Origin of the sequence: Burkholderia sp. 9779_493 (assembly GCF_015712215.1) — a bacterium.
GTDB lineage: Bacteria > Pseudomonadota > Gammaproteobacteria > Burkholderiales > Burkholderiaceae > Burkholderia > Burkholderia cenocepacia.
Genome location: NZ_JACCQA010000062.1, coordinates 1 through 23,355 on the forward strand (window position 1 = coordinate 1; position 23,355 = coordinate 23,355).

General features: G+C 68.6%; 17 protein-coding genes. 5 read left to right on the top strand and 12 right to left on the bottom strand.

Annotation, left to right across the window (positions count from 1 at the left end; translation table 11 throughout):
* The first annotated feature begins 449 nt into the window (after window positions 1-449).
* Entirely contained in the window at window positions 450-2,426 is a 1,977-nt protein-coding gene (ftsH, locus tag H0X95_RS34095) for an ATP-dependent zinc metalloprotease FtsH (protein ID WP_059722767.1), read from the top strand.
* Window positions 2,427-2,731: 305 nt separating this feature from the next.
* On the opposite strand, the gene otsA is transcribed toward ftsH, so the two are convergent.
* Together otsA and H0X95_RS34105 are read right to left on the bottom strand one after the other, a co-directional pair.
* A complete protein-coding gene (gene otsA / locus H0X95_RS34100; RefSeq protein ID WP_006483013.1) occupies window positions 2,732-4,138 on the bottom strand; it encodes an alpha,alpha-trehalose-phosphate synthase (UDP-forming) in 1,407 nt (468 codons plus the stop codon).
* Window positions 4,139-4,779: 641 nt separating this feature from the next.
* Window positions 4,780-6,399 (bottom strand): methyl-accepting chemotaxis protein, encoded by a 1,620-nt coding sequence (locus tag H0X95_RS34105; RefSeq protein ID WP_196446386.1) that lies wholly within the window; start codon window positions 6,397-6,399, stop codon window positions 4,780-4,782.
* 77 nt (window positions 6,400-6,476) lie between these two features.
* Here H0X95_RS34105 and H0X95_RS34110 point away from each other — a divergent pair, with 77 nt between their 5' ends.
* Window positions 6,477-6,686 (top strand): hypothetical protein, encoded by a 210-nt coding sequence (locus H0X95_RS34110; protein ID WP_193759700.1) that lies wholly within the window; start codon window positions 6,477-6,479, stop codon window positions 6,684-6,686.
* 180 nt (window positions 6,687-6,866) lie between these two features.
* Here the strand turns inward: H0X95_RS34110 and H0X95_RS34115 are convergent, their stop codons facing one another.
* The gene (locus H0X95_RS34115) at window positions 6,867-8,951 is read right to left on the bottom strand and encodes a TonB-dependent receptor (protein WP_230204626.1); all 2,085 of its coding nucleotides are present in this window, start codon (window positions 8,949-8,951) and stop codon (window positions 6,867-6,869) included.
* Window positions 8,952-9,363: 412 nt separating this feature from the next.
* Between H0X95_RS34115 and adhP the strand changes: the two genes are divergently transcribed.
* Window positions 9,364-10,392 carry an alcohol dehydrogenase AdhP gene (adhP, locus tag H0X95_RS34120; RefSeq protein ID WP_006483046.1) on the top strand — a complete coding sequence of 343 codons (1,029 nt, stop codon included), beginning with the start codon at window positions 9,364-9,366 and terminating at the stop codon, window positions 10,390-10,392.
* Between the two features lie 70 nt (window positions 10,393-10,462).
* On the opposite strand, the gene H0X95_RS34125 is transcribed toward adhP, so the two are convergent.
* The 3 genes from H0X95_RS34125 to H0X95_RS34135 form a co-directional block, all read right to left on the bottom strand.
* Window positions 10,463-11,908: a sialidase family protein gene (locus H0X95_RS34125; RefSeq protein ID WP_006494824.1), complete on the bottom strand. Its 1,446-nt coding sequence runs from the start codon at window positions 11,906-11,908 to the stop codon at window positions 10,463-10,465.
* A gap of 450 nt (window positions 11,909-12,358) precedes the next feature.
* The gene (locus H0X95_RS34130) at window positions 12,359-12,790 is read right to left on the bottom strand and encodes a MarR family winged helix-turn-helix transcriptional regulator (RefSeq protein WP_059722774.1); all 432 of its coding nucleotides are present in this window, start codon (window positions 12,788-12,790) and stop codon (window positions 12,359-12,361) included.
* Window positions 12,787-13,704 (bottom strand): alpha/beta hydrolase family protein, encoded by a 918-nt coding sequence (locus tag H0X95_RS34135; protein WP_059722776.1) that lies wholly within the window; start codon window positions 13,702-13,704, stop codon window positions 12,787-12,789. The genes H0X95_RS34130 and H0X95_RS34135 overlap by 4 nt, the downstream gene beginning before the upstream one ends.
* A gap of 297 nt (window positions 13,705-14,001) precedes the next feature.
* Between H0X95_RS34135 and H0X95_RS34140 the strand changes: the two genes are divergently transcribed.
* Both H0X95_RS34140 and H0X95_RS34145 read left to right on the top strand, forming a co-directional pair.
* Window positions 14,002-14,970 carry an ABC transporter substrate-binding protein gene (locus H0X95_RS34140; RefSeq protein ID WP_006494828.1) on the top strand — a complete coding sequence of 323 codons (969 nt, stop codon included), beginning with the start codon at window positions 14,002-14,004 and terminating at the stop codon, window positions 14,968-14,970.
* 61 nt (window positions 14,971-15,031) lie between these two features.
* Window positions 15,032-16,126, top strand: a complete 1,095-nt coding sequence (locus H0X95_RS34145; RefSeq protein ID WP_006494829.1) for an LLM class flavin-dependent oxidoreductase — start codon at window positions 15,032-15,034, stop codon at window positions 16,124-16,126.
* A gap of 78 nt (window positions 16,127-16,204) precedes the next feature.
* Here H0X95_RS34145 and H0X95_RS34150 read toward each other — a convergent pair whose 3' ends face one another.
* From H0X95_RS34150 to H0X95_RS34175, 6 genes are all read right to left on the bottom strand, one after another.
* Entirely contained in the window at window positions 16,205-17,137 is a 933-nt protein-coding gene (locus H0X95_RS34150) for an ABC transporter substrate-binding protein (RefSeq protein WP_006494830.1), read from the bottom strand.
* A gap of 34 nt (window positions 17,138-17,171) precedes the next feature.
* Complete coding sequence (locus H0X95_RS36340) at window positions 17,172-18,971, bottom strand: amino acid ABC transporter permease/ATP-binding protein (RefSeq protein ID WP_080403576.1); 1,800 nt, start codon at window positions 18,969-18,971, stop codon at window positions 17,172-17,174.
* 62 nt (window positions 18,972-19,033) lie between these two features.
* Window positions 19,034-20,386 (bottom strand): LLM class flavin-dependent oxidoreductase, encoded by a 1,353-nt coding sequence (locus tag H0X95_RS34160; RefSeq protein WP_059722778.1) that lies wholly within the window; start codon window positions 20,384-20,386, stop codon window positions 19,034-19,036.
* A 10-nt stretch (window positions 20,387-20,396) separates the two neighbouring features.
* Window positions 20,397-21,446, bottom strand: coding sequence for an LLM class flavin-dependent oxidoreductase (locus H0X95_RS34165; protein ID WP_059722780.1), 1,050 nt, complete (start codon window positions 21,444-21,446; stop codon window positions 20,397-20,399).
* Window positions 21,447-21,499: 53 nt separating this feature from the next.
* The gene (locus H0X95_RS34170) at window positions 21,500-22,453 is read right to left on the bottom strand and encodes an ABC transporter substrate-binding protein (RefSeq protein ID WP_059722781.1); all 954 of its coding nucleotides are present in this window, start codon (window positions 22,451-22,453) and stop codon (window positions 21,500-21,502) included.
* Between the two features lie 66 nt (window positions 22,454-22,519).
* Window positions 22,520-23,080: a GNAT family N-acetyltransferase gene (locus H0X95_RS34175; protein WP_006494834.1), complete on the bottom strand. Its 561-nt coding sequence runs from the start codon at window positions 23,078-23,080 to the stop codon at window positions 22,520-22,522.
* Between the last annotated feature and the right edge of the window lie 275 nt (window positions 23,081-23,355).

Here is a 23,355-nt window from a genome sequence, read left to right on the forward strand (position 1 = left end):
CGGGTGGGCTGATCGTTCGATGCGCGCCCGGCGCCGCGCGGGCTGCGGCGAATGCGGCGCGGGATGCAACGGCCGGCATCGCGCGCGGCGGCACGATGTGACTGTCACAAAAATGTCATGAACGCGACTATAGCGCGGCAAGGGGGCGGATGAAAGCCGTTTGTCGGACGATTCGACGCTTGCGCCGCGAGCGCTGCGCGACGTCCACGCGCGAACTAGACTGGAATCAGGGGCGGCGCGTCGCGGCGCGCCGCCCGGGCGAGGATCGCCCGGCGACGCCGGCCCACGGGTTGCCGAGGCGGCATCGATGCGACGAACGACGCGAGACAGCGAGGCGACGATGACGTGGATGCATGGCGTTTTCGCATGGCTGCCGCGGCCGCGTACCGGTTTCGCGCGCGTGCCGGCGTGAGCGCACGCCGCGCAGCAGATACGGCCGGCCCGATGCCATGGACAGGAAATTCGACTACCCGGGATTGCTGATCGCGGCGGGCTTCTTCGTGCTGTTCGCCGCGCAGTTGCTGATGCTGCATCCGACGTCGACACCGATCGCATACAGCGATTTCCACCGGCTCGTCGCCGCGCGGCTGGTCGACGATCTCGAGGTCGGCCCCGCGTCGATCTCGGGCACGCTGAAGATGCCGCAGGCCGGCACGCTGCTGCCGGCGTCCGACGCCGCGGTCGTGCAGCAGGCCGGCACACCGTGGCGCTTCACGACCAGCCGCGTGACCGACGAACACCTGATCGACACGCTGACCGCCGCCGGCATCCGCTATCACGGCACGCCCGACACCGGCTGGATCGCGTCGCTCGCATCGTGGCTGTTGCCGCTCATGCTGCTCGTGTTCGTGTGGAACATGATGCTGCGCAAGCGCGGCGGGCTGCAGGACTTCACCGGGATGGGCAAGAGCCGGGCGCGCGTGTACGTGCAGCAGGAAACCGGCATCACGTTCGACGACATCGCCGGCATCGACGAAGCGAAGGCCGAACTGCAGCAGCTCGTCGCGTTCCTGCGCAACCCCGATCGCTACCAGCGGCTCGGCGGCAAGATCCCGAAAGGCGTGCTCGTCGTCGGCGCGCCCGGCACCGGCAAGACGCTGCTCGCGCGCGCGGTGGCCGGCGAGGCGGCCGTGCCGTTCTTCTCGATCAGCGGCTCGGCGTTCGTCGAGATGTTCGTCGGCGTGGGCGCCGCGCGCGTGCGTGACCTGTTCGAGCAGGCGCAGCAGAAGGCGCCGTGCATCGTGTTCGTCGACGAGCTCGATGCGCTCGGCAAGGTGCGCGGCGTCGGCCCGATGTCGGGCAACGACGAGCGCGAACAGACGCTCAATCAATTGCTGGTCGAGATGGACGGCTTCCAGGCCGGCTCCGGCGTGATCATCATGGCCGCGACCAACCGGCCCGAGATCCTCGATCCCGCGCTGCTGCGGCCGGGCCGTTTCGATCGCCACATCGCGATCGACCGGCCCGACGTGAACGGCCGCCGCCAGATCCTCGGCGTGCACGTGAAGCGCGTGAAGCTCGCGGCCGACGTCGATCTCGGCGAGCTTGCGTCGCGCACGCCGGGTTTCGTCGGCGCCGATCTCGCGAACGTCGTCAACGAGGCGGCGCTGCATGCGGCCGAACTCGGCAAGCCGGCGATCGGCATGGCCGATTTCGACGAAGCGATCGACCGCGCGCTGACGGGCCTCGAGCGCAAGAGCCGCGTGATGAACGAGCAGGAGAAGCTGACGATCGCATATCACGAAGCCGGCCACGCGCTCGTCGCGGAAAGCCGCGCGCATTGCGACCCGGTGAAGAAGGTGTCGATCATTCCGCGGGGCGTCGCCGCACTCGGCTACACGCAGCAGGTGCCGACCGAGGATCGCTACGTCCTGCGGCGCAGCGAGTTGCTCGACCGGATCGACGCGCTGCTCGGCGGGCGCGTGGCGGAAGAACTCGTGTTCGGCGATGTGTCGACCGGCGCGCAGAACGACCTCGAACGCGCGACCGCGATGGCGCGCCACATGGTCATGCAATACGGAATGAGCGAGAAGATCGGGCTCGCGACGTTCGACGACGGCGACGCGCGCCAGGGCATGCCGGGCGCATGGCATGGCGCCGACGGCCGCTGCAGCGAGCATACCGCGCGCATGATCGACGACGAGGTGCGCACGCTGCTGACCGATGCGCATGTGCGCGTCGCGGCGACGCTCGGCGAACGGCGCGACGCGCTCGAACGCATCGCGCGACGGCTGCTGCAATGCGAGGTGCTCGAGCGCGACGCGCTGCAGGCGCTGATCGACGGGCGCGTCGAACCGTCGTCGGCCACGTCGGCGTCGCCCGGTGACGATGCCGGCGCGCGCGGCGGCGCGATCGAAACGGAGCAGGCGTCGGCGGTCGAGCGTGATTTCGTCGCATACGGCCGGCCGCACGACCCCGATCGCTGAAGCCGCCGCGTGGCGTTTGCGCTGGAGCGGCACCACGTCGATCCGCAGCCGGACACCGCGCATGTCGATGTCGATATGGTGCGGAACGAAGCGGGTAGGGTGTGCGTGGGCGCGATGGCCGTGCGCCGGTCGGTCGGCCGGACCTGGGCCGGCCTCGCGGCCGCGACGCGCGCGCTCGATCGGTTCGATGCGTATTGCGTGGTGACCGGGAGCATGCGCGCGCATCCCGATTTCGGTCGACGCGCGATGCAAACGGCGTCGTGCTCGAATGCGCGACGACCGGCGCGTGAGCGCGCGTCAGCGCGTCAGGATTCGGCCGCGGCCGCCACTTCGGCCGCTTCGGTGAGCGCTTCGAGAAAGCGCGTGCGCCACCAGTGCACGTCGGTCTTGCGCATGATCGCCATCAGCGCCGCGTGACGCTGGCGGCGCTCTTCGAGCGGCATCGTGAGCGCGCGCTGGATCGCCTGCGCGGTGCCCTGCGTGTCGTACGGATTGACGAGCAGCGCCGACTTCAGTTGCTCGGCCGCGCCCGCGAAACGCGACAGCACGAGCACGCCGGGGTCGGCCGCGTCCTGCGCGGCGAGGAACTCTTTCGCGACGAGGTTCATCCCGTCGCGCAGCGGCGTGACGAGCGCGACCCGGCTTGCGCGGTAGAGGCCCGGCAGGCGCTTGCGCGCGACGGTGCGGTGGATGTAGCGCATCGGCATCCATTCGAGCTCGCCGTAGTCGCCGTTGATCGCGCCGCACAGGCTGTCCATCTCGCGCCGCAGGTCGTCGTACGCGCCGAGATCCTCGCGGCTCGGCGCGGCGATCTGGATCAGCGTCGCGCGGTCGCGGTTCTCCGGATACTGTTCGAGCAGCTGGCGGAACGCATGCACGCGCTGCGGCAGCCCTTTCGTGTAATCGAGCCGGTCGACGCCGACCAGCAACTGGCGGCGCGAATATTCATCGCGCATCCGCTCGAACATGTCGAGGCCGTCGCGATCGCGCGCGAGCGACTCGAACTCGTCGACGTTGATGCCGATCGGGAACGCGCCGGCCGACAGCGTGCGGCCGAACGCGCGCAGCCGGCCGTCCGGCAACCGCGCCGCGCCGGCTTCCGCCTCGACGTAATGCTCGAAGTGCAGCAGATCCGATTCGGTCTGGAAGCCGACGAGGTCATACGCGAACAGCGAGCGCATCAGCCATTCGTGTTCCGGGATCGCGGCCATGATCGGCGGCGGCGGCATCGGGATGTGCAGGAAGAAGCCGATCGGATTCGTGCACCCCATCGCGCGCAGCTCGGCGGCGAGCGGAATCAGCTGGTAGTCGTGCACCCAGATGACGTCGTCGGGCCGCAGCAGCGTGCTCAGCTTGCGCGCGAACAGCTGGTTCACGCGCCGGTAACCGTCGGCGAAGCGCCGGTCGAACTGCGCGAGGTCGAGCCGATAGTGAAACACCGGCCACAGCACGTTGTTCGAGTAGCCGAGGTAGTAAGCGTCGTAATCCTGCGGATCGAGATCGATCGTCGCGAGCTGGATGCCGCCGACGTTCTGGATCTGCACGTCGTCGCCCCGCGCGGCCTGATCGTCGCCGCCGCGTAGCCTGCCGCTCCAGCCGAACCAGACGCCGCCGGTTTCCTGCAGGCTGTCCTTCACGGCGACGGCGAGGCCGCCGGCCGCGGCTTTACGGGGATCTGCGATGCGATTGGATACGACGACGAGTCGGCTCACCAGCTCTCCTGACGATTGTTGGGGGAAGGTTCGTGCGGCCAAGGCGCGAGAGGCAGACGCCGCCATCGGCGCGCGCTGCGCGATACGATGGGGCCGCATGGCGATCGGACGGGAGTCAGGGCATGCGATTCGCCGTCCGGTCGAGAAGTGCTTTTTTTAGGATACTCGTCATTCGTGCGTTTTAAAAGTCTGTGTCGACGGACGAGGTGGACCCGCCTGTCGCGCGGTATCGGTGACGACGGCGCGGCAACGCGCGATGCGGGAGCGGGACCGAAACTTGCGCACGGCTGCGGACGCAATGTGTGCAAGGCCAGGCGGCGCGTGGCGCGCATGGCGGGCGATTTTGTCGGCGATCCATGTGCGCGCATGACGGCACGCGAATCGGCGGCACTGACCTTCGATGCGGAATGCGGCTGTGCTGCGCGGCGTGTCGGCCTACACGCGCGCATGCCGGAAACGCGTCGCACGCAGCGGCGATGCGCGTCGCCGTGCATGCGTACTTCCGGACGCGTTATCGGGTGACGACGACGCGCTGCCGCATCGCGTGCCGCGCGTGGCCGCGCATCGTCCGGTGCGCGCCAGCGCGGCGCACGCGCACAAGCGAAACAGCGTGCGCATCGCCGTCTCGTTCGCGACCGCCGTTACGCGGCAGCCGGTTGCCAGTGACGCAGGCCGGCTTCCTGCGCATGCGCGCCGGGCGACGCGCCATGTGCGCCGGACGGCATCCGGAATGCGGCGACCGTTTCGGACAACTCGCGGCCCTGCGCCTCGAGCGACTTCGACGCGGCCGCCGCCTGCTCGACGAGCGCCGCGTTCTGCTGCGTCGTCTCGTCCATCTGCGTGATCGTCAGGTTCACCTGCTCGATGCCGCGGCTCTGCTCGGCCGATGCGGCCGCGATCTCGCCCATGATGTCCGTCACGCGCGCCACGGCCTGCGTGACGTCGGACATCGTCTTGCCGGCTTCGCCCGCGAGCGCCGAGCCGTCGCGGATCGTCTGTACCGACGCGGTGATCAGTTCCTTGATTTCCTTGGCCGCCGTCGACGAGCGCTGCGCGAGATTGCGCACCTCGCTCGCGACGACCGCGAAGCCGCGGCCCTGTTCGCCCGCGCGCGCGGCTTCGACCGCCGCGTTGAGCGCGAGGATGTTGGTCTGGAACGCGATGCCTTCGATGATGCCCGTGATGTCGGCGATCTTCGACGAGCTGTGGCCGATCTCCGTCATCGTGTCGACCACGCGGCCGACCACCGAGCTGCCGCGGTGCGCGACGTCCGACGCATTCGCGGCGAGCGTGCTCGCCTGTTGCGCGTTTTCCGCGTTCAGGCACACCGTCGACGTGAATTCCTCCATCGTCGCCGCGGTTTCCTGCAGCGACGCAGCCTGTTCCTCGGTGCGCTGGCTCAGGTCGAGGTTGCCCGACGCAATCTCGCTGACCGCGTGCGCGATGCTGTTCGACGAGTCGCGTACGCGGCCGACGATGCCGATCAGCCGTTCGTTCATCGTCCGCAGCGCGTCGAGCAGGTCGCGCGTTTCGTCGTTGCCGCGCACCTCGATGCGGCTGCCGAGATCGCCGTTCGCCACCGTGCGCGCGACGTCCACGGCCGCGCTGATCGGCACCGTGATCTTGCGGGTCAGCCACAGGCCGCCGCAGGCGGCGATCGCGACGGCGATCAGGCAGATGCCGGCCAGCAGGTTGCGCTCGACCGTGTAGCGATCCGCGAAGGCCTGCGCGATCTCGGTTTCGCGTTCGTGCGTATAAGTCGCATAGGCGTCGGTCGCCCGCACCAGTTGCGCGAGCAACGGGCGGCAATTGTCGTCGATGTCGGCGGTTGCCTCGTCCTTCTTGCCCGCCTGCGCGAGCCCGACGATGCGCAGTGCAACGGGTCCGTAGCGGGTTTCGATGCGCACGATGTCGGCCACCAGTTCGCGTGCGCGATCGGAGGTGTCGGTCGCGTTCGCCATGAGTTCCTTGAGCTTCGCGAGATGGTCCTGCACGTCCTTGTGCGCGCGGTTCACCTCGACCAGCTCGGCCTCGACGTCGGCCGGCCGGGTGACGAGCACGAGGTTGCGCGCGGCGATCGCGCGCCGGTCGACCGCGGTGCGGATGTGCGCGGACAGGTTCGCCCGTGCGTTGATGCCGTTCATGTAGCGTGAAAACTCGGCGTTCGTGTCGGACAGTGCCTTGAGAGCCATGCCCGACACGATCACGACGACCGCGGCGAGCAGGCCGAAGCCGCCGAGGAGTTTCGTTTTGATACTCATTCTGGCGATTTTCACGTTTGGGCCCCCGTGCGTGTGGTTGGCAAATGGAATTTATTAGTTCGACCAGATACGGGCTCGTGCCGGCTTTAACGGGTATTCGCGATGATTCTTTACCCTTCGAAAACCCTGATATTCGTTTTTCGAGTGAAGAAAGCCTTGTCGCTCGGGCATTCTTGATCCCGATCAATAAGCTGTCGGGAGGGCATTTATTCAATGCGTTATGTGGGGGATTTGAAACCGGTTTTACTGATAAAACAAAAACCATCTTCTTTATAATAATTGTCTGATGATTTCTTTCTGATTTACCGGTGAATAACGGAATTTCGTTGCGGATGAATTGGGGTGCGATCCGGCGTGCGTTTCAATGCGAAACGATGCGATCGATTGACGGATAAATGAAAAGGCGCGGGCGGTTCGGGGGCGCGCCGGCAAAAGGCTCGCGGCGGGTGCCGCGAGCCGTGCGAGGGTCAGAACGTGGTGCGCAATCCGGCCATCACGCTGCGGCCGCCTTGCGGGGCGAAGCCGCGCACGACCGACGTCGAGTAGCGAATTTCCTGGTTCGTCAGGTTGTCGCCGCGCAGGTACGCGAGCCAGTGCGTCGGGCCGACGCGGAACTTGTACGTCAGCATCACGCCGAGCGACGTATAGCCGTCCGTCGAGAAGTCGTCGTCGGGCACGCGATGCTGCGACCACGCATGCGTGACCTGCGCGCGCGCGCCGAACGGGCCGTAACCGTAGTCGGCCGCGAGCGTCGCGCGCAGCGGCGCGATGCGCGGCAGCGGCTGGCCCGTGTCGACGTTGCGCGCGTGCGTGTAGTCGGCCGTCAGTTCGAGATCGACCGTGTGGCCGCGCCGCGAGAATGCCCGCCACTTGCCGTCCAGCTCGATGCCGTAGAACTCCGCGCGCACGCCGCGGTAGATCGCCTCGTTGAGCGAGCCGTCGGTGCCGGGCGCGACCGGTTCGCCGTCGTCGTCCACGACGCGGCCGGTGTTGTACTCGGTCAGGTAGTTCGAGAAGCGGTTGTAGAACACGCCGACGCTGCCGCGGTTCGGCCCGCTCGCATAGCGCAGGGACAGGTCGGTCGACACGGCCTTTTCCTTCGACGCGTTCGGGTTGCCGATCAGGAACTGGCCGGTCGCATCGTGCGGGCCGTTCGAATACAGCTCGTAGAAGGTCGGCGCGCGTTCGGTGTAGGCGACGTTCGCCGCGATCGACCAGACCGGCGTCAGCGTGAACAGCGCGCCGGCCGACAGGCTGCCCGCGTTGAAGTCGCGCGGCTGCGCGCCCGCGAATTTCTCGACGCCGGCCGGATCGGGATCGACCTTCACATGCTCGAAGCGGCCGCCGAGGCTCAGCTTCAGCGCCGGGACCACCTGCCATTCCTCGAGGCCGAACAGCGCGACGCTGTTGGTGCGCGTGGACGGCACGAGCATTTCGTCGCCGAGCGCCGAGAACGTGTTCTGGCCGAACTGCACGCCGATCGCGCCTTCGAACGGCCCGATCTTGCGATGGCGCGCCTCGATGCGCGCCTCGTAGCCGCGATTGCGGAAGGTGGTCGCCGTCTCGCCGTTGTCGATTTCCTTGTGACGGTAGTCGGTGTACGCGAAATCGAATTTCAGCGTCGTGAACGGCCCGCTCAGGTTGCGCACCTCGGAGGCGAGCGCGAGGCGTTCCTGACGCATCCGCAGCCGCACGTCGCTTTCCGCGACCGAGCCATAGTTCGATTCGTAGCCGCTGTACGACAGGCCTGCGAAACCGTCCGCCCACGTGTACGACGCGCCGACCGCACCGCCGTGCACGCGGCCGTCGCTGTTCGGCACGTTGCCTTCCGGTTGCGGCGTGTCGGGACCGTCGATCGCGCGTTGCTGGCTGCTGCGCGCGTAGCCGGGAATCCGCAGCTTGCTCGTTTCGCGATCGAACGCGTCGACGTGAAATGCGAAGCGGCCGTTGCCGCCTTCGACCTGCGCGGCGCCGGCACGCACGGAATTCGCGCCGCCGTAGCGCGCGTCGAGCGCGCCGGTCACGCCCTGGATCGCTTCGCGCGGAATCCGGTTGTCGATCGTGTTGACCACGCCGCCCACCGCGTTGCCGCCGTACAACAGCGCGGCCGGCCCGCGCACGATTTCGACGCGCTCGATCGACAGCGGATCCTGCGGCACCGCATGGTCGTACGACAGCGACGACGCGTCATAGGCCGCGACGCCGTTCTGCAGCAGCCGGATCCGGTCGCCGTCCATCCCGCGGATGATCGGCCGGCCGACCATCGGCCCGTAGGTGGTGGTCGACACGCCGGGCAGCCCGTTGAGCGTTTCGCCGAGCGAATCGGCCTGGCGGCGCGTCAGTGCATCGCCGGAGAGCTGGACGGTCGGGGCGATCAGTTCGGTGTCGCCGAGCGGGTTCGCGGTCACGAAGATCGGTGCAAGCGGCGCGGATGGGTTGGCGGGCGTGCCGGACGCGCCCGGTGCATCGGTCTGCGCGTGGGCGACGGCGGCGAACAGCATCAGCGACAGGGACGAGAGCGGGCGAAGCGGTAAGCGAGGGAGGTCGCGCATGGTCGGTGAATCGGTTGGAATCGGATCGGATAACGAGCGATGCGGGTCACCGTCGGATACGATATATTGTTGCGTCAATGACGCGCAATGACCCGTTGGAACATGGCTCGGCGAGGCTCGGCCACCGGGTCGGGACGGCGTCAGGCGGACGAGCACGCGAAATGATATGTTATATCATGTCAAATTCCAAGCCGAATGGCGGGATCTCGTCGGGTTTCCGTCGGAGCGGTGAAAGGGTGGCGCGAGCGGCGGGGCGGCGAGCGATCGACGGCTCGAGCTTTCACGTCGAACGATGCCGATCGTGGCGCGTCGGGTCGATTGCTGCATCCGTTCCGATGCGTTGACGCGTATCAACGTGCTCCGATTCCGGAACCGGATACTGGGTCGCTCATCGACCAGACAGGAGCGACGCATGACCCAGACCATGAAAGCAGCCGTGGTACACGCGTTCGGCGCGCCGTTGCGCATCGAGGAAGTGCCGATTCCGGCACCGGGGCCCGGCCAGATTCTCGTCAACATCAAGGCGTCGGGCGTTTGCCATACCGATCTGCACGCGGCCGACGGCGACTGGCCCGTCAAGCCGTCGCTGCCGTTCATCCCGGGCCATGAAGGCGTGGGGATCGTCGCGGCGGTCGGCGCGGGCGTCACGCACGTGCGCGAGGGCGATCGCGTCGGCGTGCCGTGGCTCTATACGGCCTGCGGCCATTGCGAGTACTGCTGCACGGGCTGGGAAACGCTCTGCCACGGTCAGCAGAACACCGGCTATTCGGTGAACGGCAGCTACGCGGAATACGTGCTGGCCGATCCCGACTACGTCGGCCAGTTGCCCGCGCAGGTCGCGTTCGACGAGATCGCGCCGATCCTGTGCGCGGGCGTCACGGTCTACAAGGGCATTCGCGTCACCGACACGCGCCCGGGCCAGTGGCTCGCGATTTCCGGCATCGGCGGCCTCGGGCACGTGGCCGTGCAGTATGCGCGGGCGATGGGCCTGCACGTCGCGGCCATCGACATTTCCCCCGACAAGCTCGCGCTGGCGCGGCAACTGGGCGCGCACCTGACGATCGACGCGTCGATCGACGACCCCGCAACAGTGATCCAGAAGGAAATCGGCGGCGCGCACGGCGTGCTCGTCACGGCCGTGTCGCGCAGCGCGTTCGCGCAGGCGCTCGGGATGGTCCGGCGCGGCGGCACGGTGGCGCTCAACGGTTTGCCGCCGGGCGATTTCCCGCTGCCGATCTTCTCGACCGTGCTGAACGGCATCACCGTGCGCGGGTCGATCGTCGGCACGCGGCGCGATCTGCAGGAATCGCTCGATTTCGCGGCGGACGGCCTGGTGCGCGCGCACATCCACCGCGACCGGCTCGGCAACATCAACGACGTATTCGCGAAGCTGCGGGAAGGGAAGGTCGACGGGCGGATCGTGCTGACCGACATGCATTGAGGCGCGGGACCTGCGCCCGCCGCCGCGCGACGCATGGCGGCGGGGCGGCGGCGAGATGGTCGGGCTCGCGTTACGGCGCGAAGAACACGTCGGTGCGGTTCGTCAGGTTGCCCGCGTTGGTCTGCACGAAGAACGGATGGAACGACGACGACGGAAGGACGTCGAGCCCCTGGTAGTCGCCGATGAAGAACCCTTCGGCATTGGGCGCGAGCTTCATGTCGAACGGGCCGCCGACGCGCCGCTCGTCGGCGAACGTGGCGCCGCCGTCGTGCGAGATCTTGCGCCAGAAGCCGGTCGGCAGCGTCGTCGTGTTGCCGGCCTGCAGGTCGCGGAAGTCGTAGTGCGTGACCATCACCGCACCCGTGTTGTCGACGCGCACCGACGGATTGAACGCCGGGCGTCCGGTCGGCGTGTTCACCTGTTGCGGCGCGCTCCAGGTCGCGCCGCCGTCCTTCGACGTCGATAGCGCGATCTCGTCGTATGCGCCGCCGTTGAAGCGGCTGTCCTGCCACACGACATAGAGTTGCCCGGATGCGGGATCGATCGCGGGTTCCGGAATGATGTCGCCGGTGCGCACGGGTTCGCCGGTGTTCGGATCCGTGACGCCGACCGTCTGCAGTCCGGCGATCACCTGCGGCTGGGTCCACGTCGCGCCGTCGTCGGTCGACTTGATGAACGCGACCTTGCCGGCCGCCTTGCTGAACGGCGGCTGGATCAGGTCGAAGAAATCGTAGAGCGTGCCGCTCTTCGGATCGACGACGATCTGGTTGCCGATCGTCTGCTGGCGCGACGGCACGTCGACGATGACCTTCGCGGCGCTCCACGTCTTGCCGCCGTCGGTCGTCTTCGAGAACAGCGTCGGCCCGCGGTACGCCTTCGTGTGCAGGTTCGCGTACGGATTGCCGTTCGGCAGCTCGAGACGGTCCCATACCGCGTACGCGGTGCCGGCCTTCACCGGGTTGGCGGTCACCGATTCCTTGTCGTTGAAGAACTGCGTCGTCGGTTCGTCGTTCGCGATCAGCACGGCCGGGCTGCTCCACGTTTGCCCACCATCGGTCGAGACCGACGCGCCGACCGCGTTGGCGTTGTTCGACTGGTTGAACGAGATCGATACCGAATACGCGGTGCCGTCCGGCCCGAACGATACCCACGGATCGGACGCGCGCTCGTATTTCAGCCCGCCCGGCGCGCATGCGCTGAACGGCTGCGGCGTGCGCGCCCAGGTCGCGCCGGCGTCGAACGTGTAGCCGGCGACGAGCCCGTGGGCGCCGCCGTTCGACCAGCGGTCCTGCTGCCACACGCCGATCATGTTGTTCGGGTTCGCCGGGTTGACCGCGAGCCACGGTTCGACTTCTGCATTCACGTAGTTGGTGCCCGGGCCGCCGATGGTGCACGCGGCGAACGGGCTGGGGCCGGAGACGACGACGGGTTCGGCGTGCGCCGCGGCAGCGGCGGCCAGCGCCATCGCGGCGGACAGGCGGGTGACAAGCGGATGGGACACGATCATGCGTCGCATGGACGACTCCTCGGTGAGGGGCGAATGCGATGGCGGGGCACGACGAGACAACGCGAGCCGGGGCGCGGCAATCATGCCGCGTGTCGTTGCGTGCCGTTCAGCATGCCGTTTCAGTCATCGCAATCCGCGTGCGCTGGATGCCGCCAGCGCTTCGGTTAAGACTCCTCTTCTTTTCATTGCTTGTCGGGTGTGTCTGCGATGTCGACCCGACGGGAAAGCCAGTCCGGGCATGCGACGAATGTGTCGAAGTGGATTGCAATGTAGGCGATTCGAATGCCGCGCGACAGGCGGTTTTTTGTAACAGGACGTAGCCGGAAAGCGTTGCCGAAAGCGCGCATCGGGCCCGCAAGTTTTGCCGTTGCGCGGCATGAAAATCGAATCGAAAACGCGAATCGCAATCGCTTGCGATTGATGCGCGCGCACGCCGGCCGCGCGCGCGTGAAGCGCGGTTCAGCGCTCCGCCGGAAAGCGCTCCTGCAACGCATGCAGCCAGCGCGCGACGACGTCGAGTTCGTCGTCGGAAAACCCGTCGCACAGCTTGCCGTTGAGTTCGCGCAGCAGCACGCGCGCACGCTTGAGTGCCGCGTGGCCGTCGTCGGTCAGGTACAGCCGCGTCGCGCGGCCGTCGTCCGAGTCGGCATGACGCGTGATGAGGCCGGCTTTCGCCATCCGGTCGGCGAGGCCCGTCATCGCGGACGGCGCAAGTTGCAGCGTCGCGCCGACTTTGCCGATCAGCGCGCCGTTCTGTTTCGCGAGACAGAACAGCACGCCGGCCTGCGCGGCGCTCGCGCGCGTCTCGGTTTCGGCCTTGCGGTCGATCCAGCGCTGCACGCGCCGCTGGCCGATGTTCAACATGAAAAACAGTCGTCGGTCTTCGCTCAAGCTGGGTTCCCGGCTGCAATGGAAAGGGAGGGTCGGCCCGCGGCGCGCGGCGTGTCGAGCGCCTGCGCGAGCCAGTCGGCGACGTCGGGCCACAGCACGGTGCCGGGCCGGCTGCGAAAGAAGCCCATGTGCCCGACCGGGCCGCTGCCCGCCGCACGCGGATCGATCTGGCGGCGTTCGACCTTCGCGCGGGTCAGATAGCTTACCAGCAGGCCGATCGCGGCCGGATTCGCCCACGGATCGTCGTCGAAGCCGAGCGCGAGGATCGGCAACTGCTGCTTCGAGAAGCGCTCGGCCGCACCGAGCGTCGGATCGTCGAAGAAGTAGTGCGGCAGCGTCGTCCAGCGGCTCCATTCGCGGAACACGCCGGCCGGCAGATCCTCGCCGAGCCCGAGCCGCTTGCCGGGCACGTAGCCGAGCAGCGCGGACGTCAGCGGGCCGAGCACGCGCAGGATCAGCCGCACCTTCACGCGTTCGGCCGCCTGCGCGATCAGCCGCGTGCTGCCCGCATGCGCGGCGACGAGCACGGCCGCGCGCAGATGCGTCGTCGCGCCGGACAGCCCGATCGCGTGTCCGCCGACGCTGTGGCCGACCGCCAGCAACGGCAGCCCTTCATGCGCGTGCCGGGCCCACGCGGTCGCGGCGCCCACGTCGAGCTCCATCCAGTCGCGCATGCGGGCCTGCAGCGTGCGCAGCCGCGCGGGCCGCGATGCGCCGATGCCGCGATAGTTGTAGGTCAGCGCCGCGAAACCGCGCGCGGTCAGGAAGCGCGCGAAGCCCGCATACAGCCGCTCGGGCACGGCCGTCGCCGGATGGATCAGGACCAGCGCGCGCGGCGGCGCGTCCGGCGACCACAGCGTGCCGTGCAGCACGTAGCCGTCGGCGGCGGAAAATTCGATGGGTTCGGAGGTCATGGCCGTCCTCGCTCGGGCAGTTATTTCGTATGCGAAATATAGTCGAGAATGTGTTTCGCGTGCGAAATATCTATCGAGGAATCGTTCGAACTTCACGCGGCAGCGGCCGGCGGCGAAGCGGCGGCCGCTGCCGCGTGCCTCATAAAATATTTGCATCTTTGCATAGAAGAATATTGCGTTTGTGTCATGAAGTGGATCGACGTATCTTCACCGGTTCCATCCGTTCCGCCGGCGGTCGCGCACGGCGGACCAAGGGCGTCGCCGCCGCACGGCCGCCCGCCAACCTTCCGGGAGATCATGTTGCTGAGCCGAATCGTCACGGCGCTCTTGCTGGCGCTTGCCGCGCAGCCGGGCATCGCCAAGGACACCGTCACGCTGCGCGTCGGTGAACAGAACTACTTCAACATCCAGGCATCGATGGAAGCGTCCGGCGTGCTGAAGGACCTGCCTTACACGATCGAATGGAAGCACTTCCAGGCCGCCGCGCCGGTCGCCGAAAGCCTGAACGGCAACGCGATCGACCTCGGCTTCCTCGGCGATTCCGCGCTGCTCACGCTGGCCGCGCGCGGCGCGCCGGTCAAGGTCGTCGCGGTGTCGCGGCAGAGTCTCGACGGCGTCGCGATCCTCGTGCCGAAAAACTCGCCGGTGCGCACCGTGGCCGACCTGCAGGGCAAGACCATCGCGGTATGGCGCGGTGCCTGGAGCCAGCAACTCGTGCTGCGCGCGCTCGAACACGCGGGCCTGCGCGCCGATTCGGTGAAGTATGCGTACCTGATGCCGATCGACGCGACCAACGCGCTCGCGAACGGTTCGGTCGATGCGGTGTCGCTGTGGGAGCCGTTCGTCAGCACGCTGGCGTTACGGCAGGGCGCGCGGCCCGTGACGACCGCGCAGGGGCTGATGCCGGCGCTGAGCTTCGTCGCCGCGAACGAGCAGGCCGCCTCGGGCAAGCGCGCGGAGATCACCGATTTCCTGCGGCGCGTGGTGGCCGCACGCCAGTGGGTCGACAGCCATCCGCGCGAGTACGCGGACCTGTGGGCGAAACGCGCGAATCTCGAACCCGACGTCGCGTATCGCTGGCTCAACAATGCTCGGCAGCGCGTCGGCCCGGTCGACGAGACGGCCGCGAAGGACGCGCAGAACACGGCCGACTTCCTGCACAAGTCCGGCGTGATTCCGGCCGCGTACGACACGTCGAAGCTGCTCGACCGCTCGTATGCGGGCGCGTTCGCGGCGCCTGCGCAGAAGACCGCCGCCGCGCAGTGACCGTGCGGCCCGCTGCACGATTCCCGCGCTTCCCGATCGACATACCCGAGGACATCCCGACATGCCAGTCGACATCATCGGCATGATCACCGCGACACCTGGCGCGGAGGTCGACGTACCGGGCGGCGCGGCCGTCCAGCCGGACTACGTGCGCCGCTTCGCGCAGGCGCACGAAGCCGCCGGCTTCGACCAGATCCTGATCGGCCATTTCAGCAACGCGGCGGACGGCTTCATCGTCGCGTCGTTCGCGGCCGCCGCGACCGCGCGCATCCGTCTCCTGCTCGCGCACCGGCCGGGCGTGATCGTGCCGTCGGCCGCCGCGCGGCAGATAGCGACGCTCGACGTGTTCAGCGGCGGAAGGCTGGCGCTGAACGTGGTGTCCGGCGGCGACGATGCGGATCTGCAGCGCGACGGCGATTTCGTGCCGCACGATGCCCGCTATCGCCGCACCGGCGAATATCTCGACGTGCTGAAACGGATCTGGCTGGCCGATGCGCCGGTCGATCACGACGGCGCGTTCTACCGGCTGCGCGGGGCGTCGCCGGTCGTGAAGGGCGCGCAGCGGCCGCATGTGCCGATCTATTTCGGCGGCTCGTCGCCGGCCGCGCTCGCCGTCGCGGGCGAGCATGCGGATGTCTACATGACGTGGGGCGAGCCGCTCGACGCGGTGCGCGAGCAGATCGCGCGCGTGCGGGCCGCCGCCGCGCCGTTCGGGCGGGCGCCGCGCATCAGCGTGTCGTTCCGGCCGATCGTCGCGGATACGGAGGCGGCCGCGTGGGAAAAGGCCGAGGCGATCCGCGAACGCGTGCGCGCGGCGCGGCTCGCGAACGGTCAGCCGATCGCCGGTCACGCGCCGCAGAATGCGGGCTCGCAGCGGCTGATGGCCGCCGCCGCGCAGGGCGACGTGCTCGACGAACGGCTGTGGATGGGCGTTGCGAACCTGACCGGCGCACGCTGGAATTCGACCGCGCTGGTCGGTACGCCCGAGCAGGTCGCGCGTGCGCTCGGCGCGTACTACCGGCTCGGCGTATCGACGTTCCTGATTCGCGGTTTCGATCCGCTCGACGATGCGCTGGCCTACGGGCGCGACCTGATCCCGGCGATTCACGCGCATGTTGCGGAGCTCGACCGCTATCAGGCGGCGGTGCCGGCGTAGGCGAACCCGCCGAACTGCCGCACGTTGACGCGCCCCGGCATCGCCATCACGGCATGCCGGGGCGCTTGCCTTGAACGCTCAGAACGACGGCAACCCCGGCGGATTGGTCTCCGCCCGCGCGATCGCCTCGCTCTGCAAACCCCAGCGCGCGAGCGCCTGCCCGTAGCGGCCGTTGCCGATCAGCGCATTGGTCGCGAGCGTCAGCGCCGGCGCGAGCCCGCTGCCGCGGCGCGTCGCGATCGCGACGTCCGCATTCGCCGGCCAGCCCGCATTGACGACGCCGACGCGGCGGATCTTGCCGGTGCGCGCGGCCTCGTACGCGAGCGACGCGTTCGGGTTCAGCTCCGCATCCGCGCGGCCCGACAGCAGCGCGACGCGCGCCGTCGCATCGTCGTCGAAATAGAGCAGCTCGGCCGGCTTCAGCCCCTGCGCGACGTTGCGCTTGCTCCATTCGAGCAGGATGCGCTCCTGGCTCGTGCCGGCGCCGGTGATGATCCGCAAACCCGCGATGTCCTTCGGCTCCGCGATCTTCGCGATCGGGCTGGCGGTGCGCACGTAGAAGCCGTGCAGCCCGAGCCGGTAGGTCGTGAAATCGTATTTCTCCTTGCGCTTCTCGGTGACGCCGACGTTCGAGATCACCGCGTCGTACTTGCCGGACGTCAGCCCGAGCGGCCAGTCGGCCCACGCGATCGGCAGCAGCACGAGCGTGCGGCCGAGCGCGTCGGCAACGAGCTGCGCATAGTCGGGATCGGCGCCGACCACGGTGCGCGCGTCGGTCGCATAGGTCGACACGGGCGGTGCGTGCGGCGAGATCGCGACCGTGAACGCGCCGTCGCGCACCCAGCGGTAGCCGCTGGCCGCGCGGATGGCCGCGTCGTCGGGGCCGGCGCGCGGGCGGCCGGCCTGGCGCGGGTCGAGGTCGGCGGTGGCCGCCGCCGCGCGTGCCGCCTGCCACGGCAGGCCCGATGCCGCGAGCAGCGCGGCCGTGATGAACTGGCGTCGATCGGTCATCGTGCGGCACCCCGCGAGTCGGAAGCGGCGCGCATCACAGCACCCGCGACAGGAACGCGCGGGTGCGCGGATGCGACGGCGCATCGAGCACGGCGGCGGGCGGCCCGGCCTCGACGATGCGCCCGCGTTCCATGAACAGCACGTTGTCCGCCACTTCGCGCGCGAAGCCGATTTCGTGCGTGACGATCACGAGCGTCGTGCCCGAGCGCGCGAGTTCCTTGATCACGTCGAGCACTTCGTTCACGAGTTCGGGATCGAGCGCCGACGTCGGCTCGTCGAACAGCAGCACCTTCGGCCGCAATGCGAGCGCCCGCGCGATCGCGACACGTTGCTGCTGGCCGCCGGACAACTGGCGCGGGTACGCATCGGCCTTATCCGCGAGGCCGACCCGCGCGAGCAGCGAGCGTGCGCTGTGCTCGGCCGCATCGCGCGTCACGCCGGCGACGGCGACCGGCGCTTCGATGAGGTTCTCGAGCACCGTCAGGTGCGGGAACAGGTTGAAGTTCTGGAACACCATGCCGACGGCCGTGCGCCGCTTCAGCACGTCGCGCTCCTTCAGCTCGTGCAGCACGTCGCCGTCGCGGCGATAGCCGATCAGCTCGCCGTCGATGTCGATGAAGCCGTCGTCGACGCGTTCGAGATGGTTGATCGTGCGCAGCAGCGTCGACTTGCCGGAGCCGGACGGCCCGACGATCACGGTCACGCTGCCGCGCGGCGCGACGAACGACACGTTGTCGAGCACGCGCTGCATGCCGAACTGCTTCGACACGCCATGCACGGCCACTTCGCCGCCGGTGCGCGACACCGCGGCCACGGTATCGGCAGACGGGCCGGCCTCGCCTCGTGCACGGGCGATCGAGGCCGTGCGGCGCGACGTGACACGCCGCCACAGCCCGCCGATGCGCGCCAGCGCGAACGTGACCACGGACGGCGGCGGGTTGCGCAGCGCGCCGCGTGCATAGTGCCGCTCGACCTGTACCTGGATCGCGGACAGCACGGTCAGGATGATCAGGTACCAGACGGTCGCGACCATCAGCAGCGGAATCACTTCGAGGTTGCGGCGATAGATCACCTGCACCGTGTAGAACAACTCCGGCATCGCGAGCACGTACACCATCGACGTGCCTTTCGCGAGCGTGATCAGATCGTTGAACGCGGTCGGCAGGATCGCGCGCATCGCCTGCGGCAGCACGATCCGCGACGTCTGGCGGCCGCGCGGCAGCCCGAGCGCGGCGGCGGCTTCGAGCTGGCCCTGGTCGACCGCGAGAATGCCGCCGCGGATCACCTCCGCGGAAAACGCCGCATGATTCAGCGTGAGGCCGAGCACGGCCGCGAGGAACGGGCTGATGAGGTCGGTCGTCGGCGTGTCGAACCACACGATGTCGGTGAACGGCACGCCGAGCCGCACGTGCTCGTACAGGTAGCCGAGGTTGTTCAGGATCAGCAGCAGCACGATCAGCGGAATCGAGCGGAACAGCCACACGAAGGTCCATGCGCTGGCCGACAGCAGGCGCGACCGCGACAGCCGGGCCAGCGCGACGAACGCGCCGAGCACGAAGCCGAACACCGCGCCGAGCAGCGTCAGCACCAGCGTGCGCGCGAGCCCCGACAGCACCGGCGGCGACAGGAACCATTCGGCGAACACCGGCCAGCCCCACTGCGGGTTGCCGAGAATCGAATGCAGCGTGAGCGCGATCAGCACGAGCGCGAGCACGGTGCCGGCCGTGCGCGACCGGTGGCGCGCGGGCACGATCCGCAAACGCGTGCCGGGCTCGCGAGCGCCGGGGGAAGAGAGCGGCGGCAGCGCGCCGCCGAGATGGGTCGTGTCGCTCATGTCGTGGGAATCCTCGAATCGATCGATCGGCGGGCGCGCCGCGCACGGGCGGCGCGGCGGCGTCAGGCGTGCGCTTCGGCCGCCGCTTCCTGTGCGGCGCCGGGCGTCGCGTAGCGGCTCGCCTTGCGCGGCAGACCGAGGTGATCGCGCAGCGTCGCGCCGGGCAGGTCGCGGCTGTAGCGGCCGCGCGCCTCGAGCACCGGAATCACGAGTTCGATGAAATCGTCGACGCCCTGCGCCTGCACCGGGAAACCGAGGATGAAGCCGTCGCCGGCGCCCGCGTCGTGCCAGCGGATCAGTTCGTCGGCGACGTGCTCGGCCGTGCCGATGAAGTTCGGCCGCGGCGTCGCGACCGCGAGCGCGGTCTCGCGCAGCGACAGGCCCTTGCGTTTCGCATCGGCCTTGATCCGGTCGGTGGTCGAGCGGAAGCTGTTGCGGCCGAGCTCGCCGAGTTCCGGGAACGGCGCGTCGAGCGGGTACTGCGTGAAGTCGTGGTGATCGAAATAGCGGCCGAGGTACGCGAGCGCCTCGTCGATCGTCAGCAGGTCGCGGATCGCCTGGTATTTGTCCTCCGCTTCGGCGGCCGTGCGGCCGACGATCGGCCCGACGCCGGGGAAGATCTTCACGTCGCCGGCCTGCCGCCCGTGCTCGATCGCGCTCTGTTTCACGCGCCGCGTGAACGCGGCCGTTTCGTCGATCGACGGCGAATGCGTGAACACGGCATCCGCGTATTTGCCCGCGAGGCCGATCCCGGTGTCGGACGAGCCGGCCTGGAAGATCACCGGCTGCCCCTGCGGCGAGCGCTGGATGTTCAGCGGGCCCGCGACCTGGAAGAAGCGGCCGTGGTGATCGAGCGTATGCAGCTTGTCGCGATCGAAGAAGCGGCCGCTCGCGCGGTCGCGCACGAATGCATCGTCGTCCCAGCTGTCCCACAGGCCCTGCACGACGTCGAGATATTCGTCGGCGATTTCGTAGCGCAGTTCGTGATCCGGGTGTGCCTTGCCGAAATTCTTCGCGGTGCCTTCGAGCGGCGTCGTCACGACGTTCCAGCCGGCGCGCCCGCCGCTGATCGCGTCGAGCGACGCGAGCTGGCGTGCGACCGTGAACGGCTCGCTGTACGACGTCGAGATCGTGCCCGCGAGCCCGATCTTCTTCGTCGCGACCGCGAGCGCCGACAGCACGGTCAGCGGCTCGAAGCGGTTCAGGAAATGCGGGATCGACTTCTCGTTGATGTAGAGGCCGTCCGCGACGAACGCGAACGCGATGCCGGCGGCTTCCGCCTTGCGGGCGACGCCGATCATGAAATCGAGGTTGATGCTCGCGTCGGGCGGGTTGCTCGGATGCCGCCACGCGTTCATGTGGCTGCCTGCGCCTTGCAGCATCAGGCCGAAGGGGATCGATCGTCGGGTCGTCATGATGGGAATGTCACGCGTTCTGGTCAGGGGAGAGGGAGCGGTCGGCCGCGAGGGCCGCCTGCAACGGCGTGGTGGACAGCGCGCCGCCGAGCCATTCGGCCGATGCGAGTCGCGCCGCGTAGTCGGACACCGGCGAATCGATCACGAACGCATCGACGTCGAGCCGACGGCTCAGCGCGTCGAGCGCGCGATGCACGCGCTCGGGCGTATCGGCCAGCACCGTCGGGCGCAGCTCGTCGATCCGGTAGTCGGATGCGCCGCTTTGCCGCGCGAATTCCGCGGCTGCCTGCGCGCTGGCGAGGTTGAAGCTCTGGCCGCCCGCGAACTGCAGCTTGAAGATCTTCAGCGGCCCGATCAGTCGTTCGGCTTCGTCGCGGGTCGGCGCGGCGACCGCATACAGCGCGACGAGCGGTTTCTCGCCGCCCGCGCTGCGGTAGGCGTCGAGCGAGCGTTCGAGATTCGCGTCGTCGCCGTTGAAATGGCCCGCGTAGCAAAAACGCCAGCCGTTGCGCGCGGCGAGCGCGCCGCTGTCCGGCGAGCCGCCGAGCAGGATGCGTTCGGGCAACTGCGGCGGCACCGGCATCGCGACCGCGCCGGCGAGCGGATGATCTTCGGCCACGCCCCAGCCGAGAAACGCGTCGAGCGCCGCGAGCTGCCCCGCGAAATCGGGCTTGCGCGCCTTGTCGTGGAACCACTGCAGCGCGCGCGTGGTCAGCGGCAGCCCGCCGGGCGCCTTGCCGATGCCGAGATCGACGCGGCCCGGCGCGAGCGCGGCCAGCAGCTTGAAGGTCTCCGCGACCTTGAACGGGCTGTAGTGCTGCAGCATCACGCCGCCCGAGCCGATGCGGATGCGCGACGTGTGCGCGAGCAGGTGCGCGACGACGATCTCCGGCGCCGAGCTCGCGAAACCCGGCGTGCCGTGATGTTCGGCGACCCAGAAGCGCGCGTAGCCGAGCTGTTCGGCGCGTTGCGCGAGCGTCGTGGTGAAGCGCAGCGCATCGGCGGCGTTCGCGCCGTCGGCGATCGGACTCTTGTCCAGCAACGAAAGCGAATAAGACATGGTGAGCGGCGTTCCTGCGTGAGCGTGGATGCACGGTTGCGGGCGCGCGGCGCTCAGCTCTTCGGCAGCCCGGGCGGATTCGTGCGCGACTGGTCGATCGCTTCGGACGCGAGGTTCCAGCGGTCGAGCACCTGCTGGTAGCGGCCGCTCTTGATCAGCCCGTTCAGCGCGACGGTCAGCGGCTCGGCGAGGCCGCTGCCGCGACGCGTCGCGATCGCGATGTCGGCCGTGCGCGGCCAGCCGCCGCTGATCGCGCCGACGAGCCGCGTCTTGCCTTGCTGCGCGCTTTGATACGCGAGCACCGAGTTCACGCTGAACACCGCGTCGGCGCGGCCCGACTGCACGGCGACGATGCGCATCGCCTGGTCGTCGTAATACTGGATCTGCACGGGTTTCAGCCCGTGCGCGACGTTCTCGCGGTCCCAGGCGAGCAGGATCTTTTCCTGGTTGGTGCCGGCGTCGGTCACGATGCGCAGCCCCGCGACGTCCTTCGGCTCGCGGATCGCCTGGATCTTGCTGTCGTTGCGGACGTAGAAGCCGACCTGATCCTTGCGATAGGTCGAGAAATCGAACTTCTGCTTGCGCTCCTCGGTGACGGTCACGTTCGAGATCACCGCGTCGACTTTCCCCGATTCGAGCGCCAGCGGCCAGTCGGCCCACGTGAGCGCGACGATCTTCAGCTTGCGGCCGAGGCTGTCGGACACGAGCTGACCGACGTCGGCGTCGAAGCCGATCACCGTGCGCGCGTCGGTCGCATACGAACTGATCGGCGGCAGGCTCGGCGCGATCCCGATCGTCAGCGTGCCGGGGTCGGCGAACTTGAACGACGCGGGCACCGCGCGCTCGACCGCCGCATCGGCGGTGCCACGCGGGCGGCCGCGTTGTTCGGGGCTCAGGTCGAACGTCGCGGCGGCTGCAGCCGTCGCGGCGGCGAAGGCGCTCAGGCCGATCAGCGCGGTGGCCAGCGTGCGCACGGCACGGGATGAAAATGGTACGGCTCGATGCATGAAGACGTCCTGTCGTGGAAGCGTGGAAAGCGGAATGGGCGAGATGGAATGCGGGACGTCGTGCACTCAGCGCGGCAGCACCGGTTCGGGCACCGGCGCCCACAGGTCGGCCAGCGTCGACGTGCGCGACGGATCGACGAGATCCTTGCCGAAGCGCAGATGGAAATACGCTTCGGGATCGATCGACGAATCGAACAGCCGCGTATAGCCGGTGCGGTCGTACAGCGCCCACGCTTCGGGCTGGCGAAAGCCGGTGGTCAGGTAGAGGCGCTGGTAGCCCTGCTGCGCGGCGCGCAGTTCGAGCGCTTCGACGATGCGCCGGGCGAGGCCCTGGCGGCGCAGGTCGGTGCGCGTCCAGATGCGTTTGAGTTCGGCGGTCCGTGCGTCGTAGCGCTTGAACGCGCCGCCGCCGATCGTTTCGCCGTCGCGCAGCAACAGCACGAACGCGCCTTCGGGCGGCGCGAACAGTTCGGCCGGGTAGCGTGCGAGTTCGTCGCGGGCCGACGCGCGGCTGTCGGGGCGGTACGCGTCGTAACGGATCGAATACTCGTCGATCAGCGCGTCGATCAGCGGCTGCGCGCGGACGTCGAGCGGCGTCGTGTCGATGATGCGGTCGTTCGTGGCCATGGGCATCGCGAATGGCGCGCGATGCGGACGTTCCTGGCGGGGTGCGGGCACGCGGCCCGTCCGGTCTGTTCCGTTATCGCGACGCAGTTGTCGTGATGGCGGCGGCTGTCGTGCTCGATGCGAGGCATCCGGCGTGCCGCCGCCGTTTTGAACACGTTAGCGGCGCGGCCGGCAAAGGCGAACGAAGCAATTTCGATAAGGATTTCGCGGAAGGCGTAAGAAGGCTTGCAGGGCTGGCTCTTATACACATCTGACGCTGCCGACGACTAGGCGAG

Excerpts from the sequence above, each read along its gene's own strand:
- H0X95_RS34175 (WP_006494834.1), bottom strand. The coding sequence starts at position 23,080 with ATGGCCACGAACGACCGCATCATCGACACGACGCCGCTCGACGTCCGC.
- H0X95_RS34160 (WP_059722778.1), bottom strand. The coding sequence starts at position 20,386 with ATGACGACCCGACGATCGATCCCCTTCGGCCTGATGCTGCAAGGCGCA.
- H0X95_RS34170 (WP_059722781.1), bottom strand. The coding sequence starts at position 22,453 with ATGCATCGAGCCGTACCATTTTCATCCCGTGCCGTGCGCACGCTGGCC.
- H0X95_RS36340 (WP_080403576.1), bottom strand. The coding sequence starts at position 18,971 with ATGAGCGACACGACCCATCTCGGCGGCGCGCTGCCGCCGCTCTCTTCC.
- H0X95_RS34135 (WP_059722776.1), bottom strand. The coding sequence starts at position 13,704 with ATGACCTCCGAACCCATCGAATTTTCCGCCGCCGACGGCTACGTGCTG.
- H0X95_RS34125 (WP_006494824.1), bottom strand. The coding sequence starts at position 11,908 with ATGCGACGCATGATCGTGTCCCATCCGCTTGTCACCCGCCTGTCCGCC.
- H0X95_RS34150 (WP_006494830.1), bottom strand. The coding sequence starts at position 17,137 with ATGACCGATCGACGCCAGTTCATCACGGCCGCGCTGCTCGCGGCATCG.
- H0X95_RS34145 (WP_006494829.1), top strand. The coding sequence starts at position 15,032 with ATGCCAGTCGACATCATCGGCATGATCACCGCGACACCTGGCGCGGAG.
- ftsH (WP_059722767.1), top strand. The coding sequence starts at position 450 with ATGGACAGGAAATTCGACTACCCGGGATTGCTGATCGCGGCGGGCTTC.
- H0X95_RS34140 (WP_006494828.1), top strand. The coding sequence starts at position 14,002 with ATGTTGCTGAGCCGAATCGTCACGGCGCTCTTGCTGGCGCTTGCCGCG.
- adhP (WP_006483046.1), top strand. The coding sequence starts at position 9,364 with ATGACCCAGACCATGAAAGCAGCCGTGGTACACGCGTTCGGCGCGCCG.
- H0X95_RS34165 (WP_059722780.1), bottom strand. The coding sequence starts at position 21,446 with ATGTCTTATTCGCTTTCGTTGCTGGACAAGAGTCCGATCGCCGACGGC.
- H0X95_RS34105 (WP_196446386.1), bottom strand. The coding sequence starts at position 6,399 with ATGAGTATCAAAACGAAACTCCTCGGCGGCTTCGGCCTGCTCGCCGCG.
- H0X95_RS34115 (WP_230204626.1), bottom strand. The coding sequence starts at position 8,951 with ATGCGCGACCTCCCTCGCTTACCGCTTCGCCCGCTCTCGTCCCTGTCG.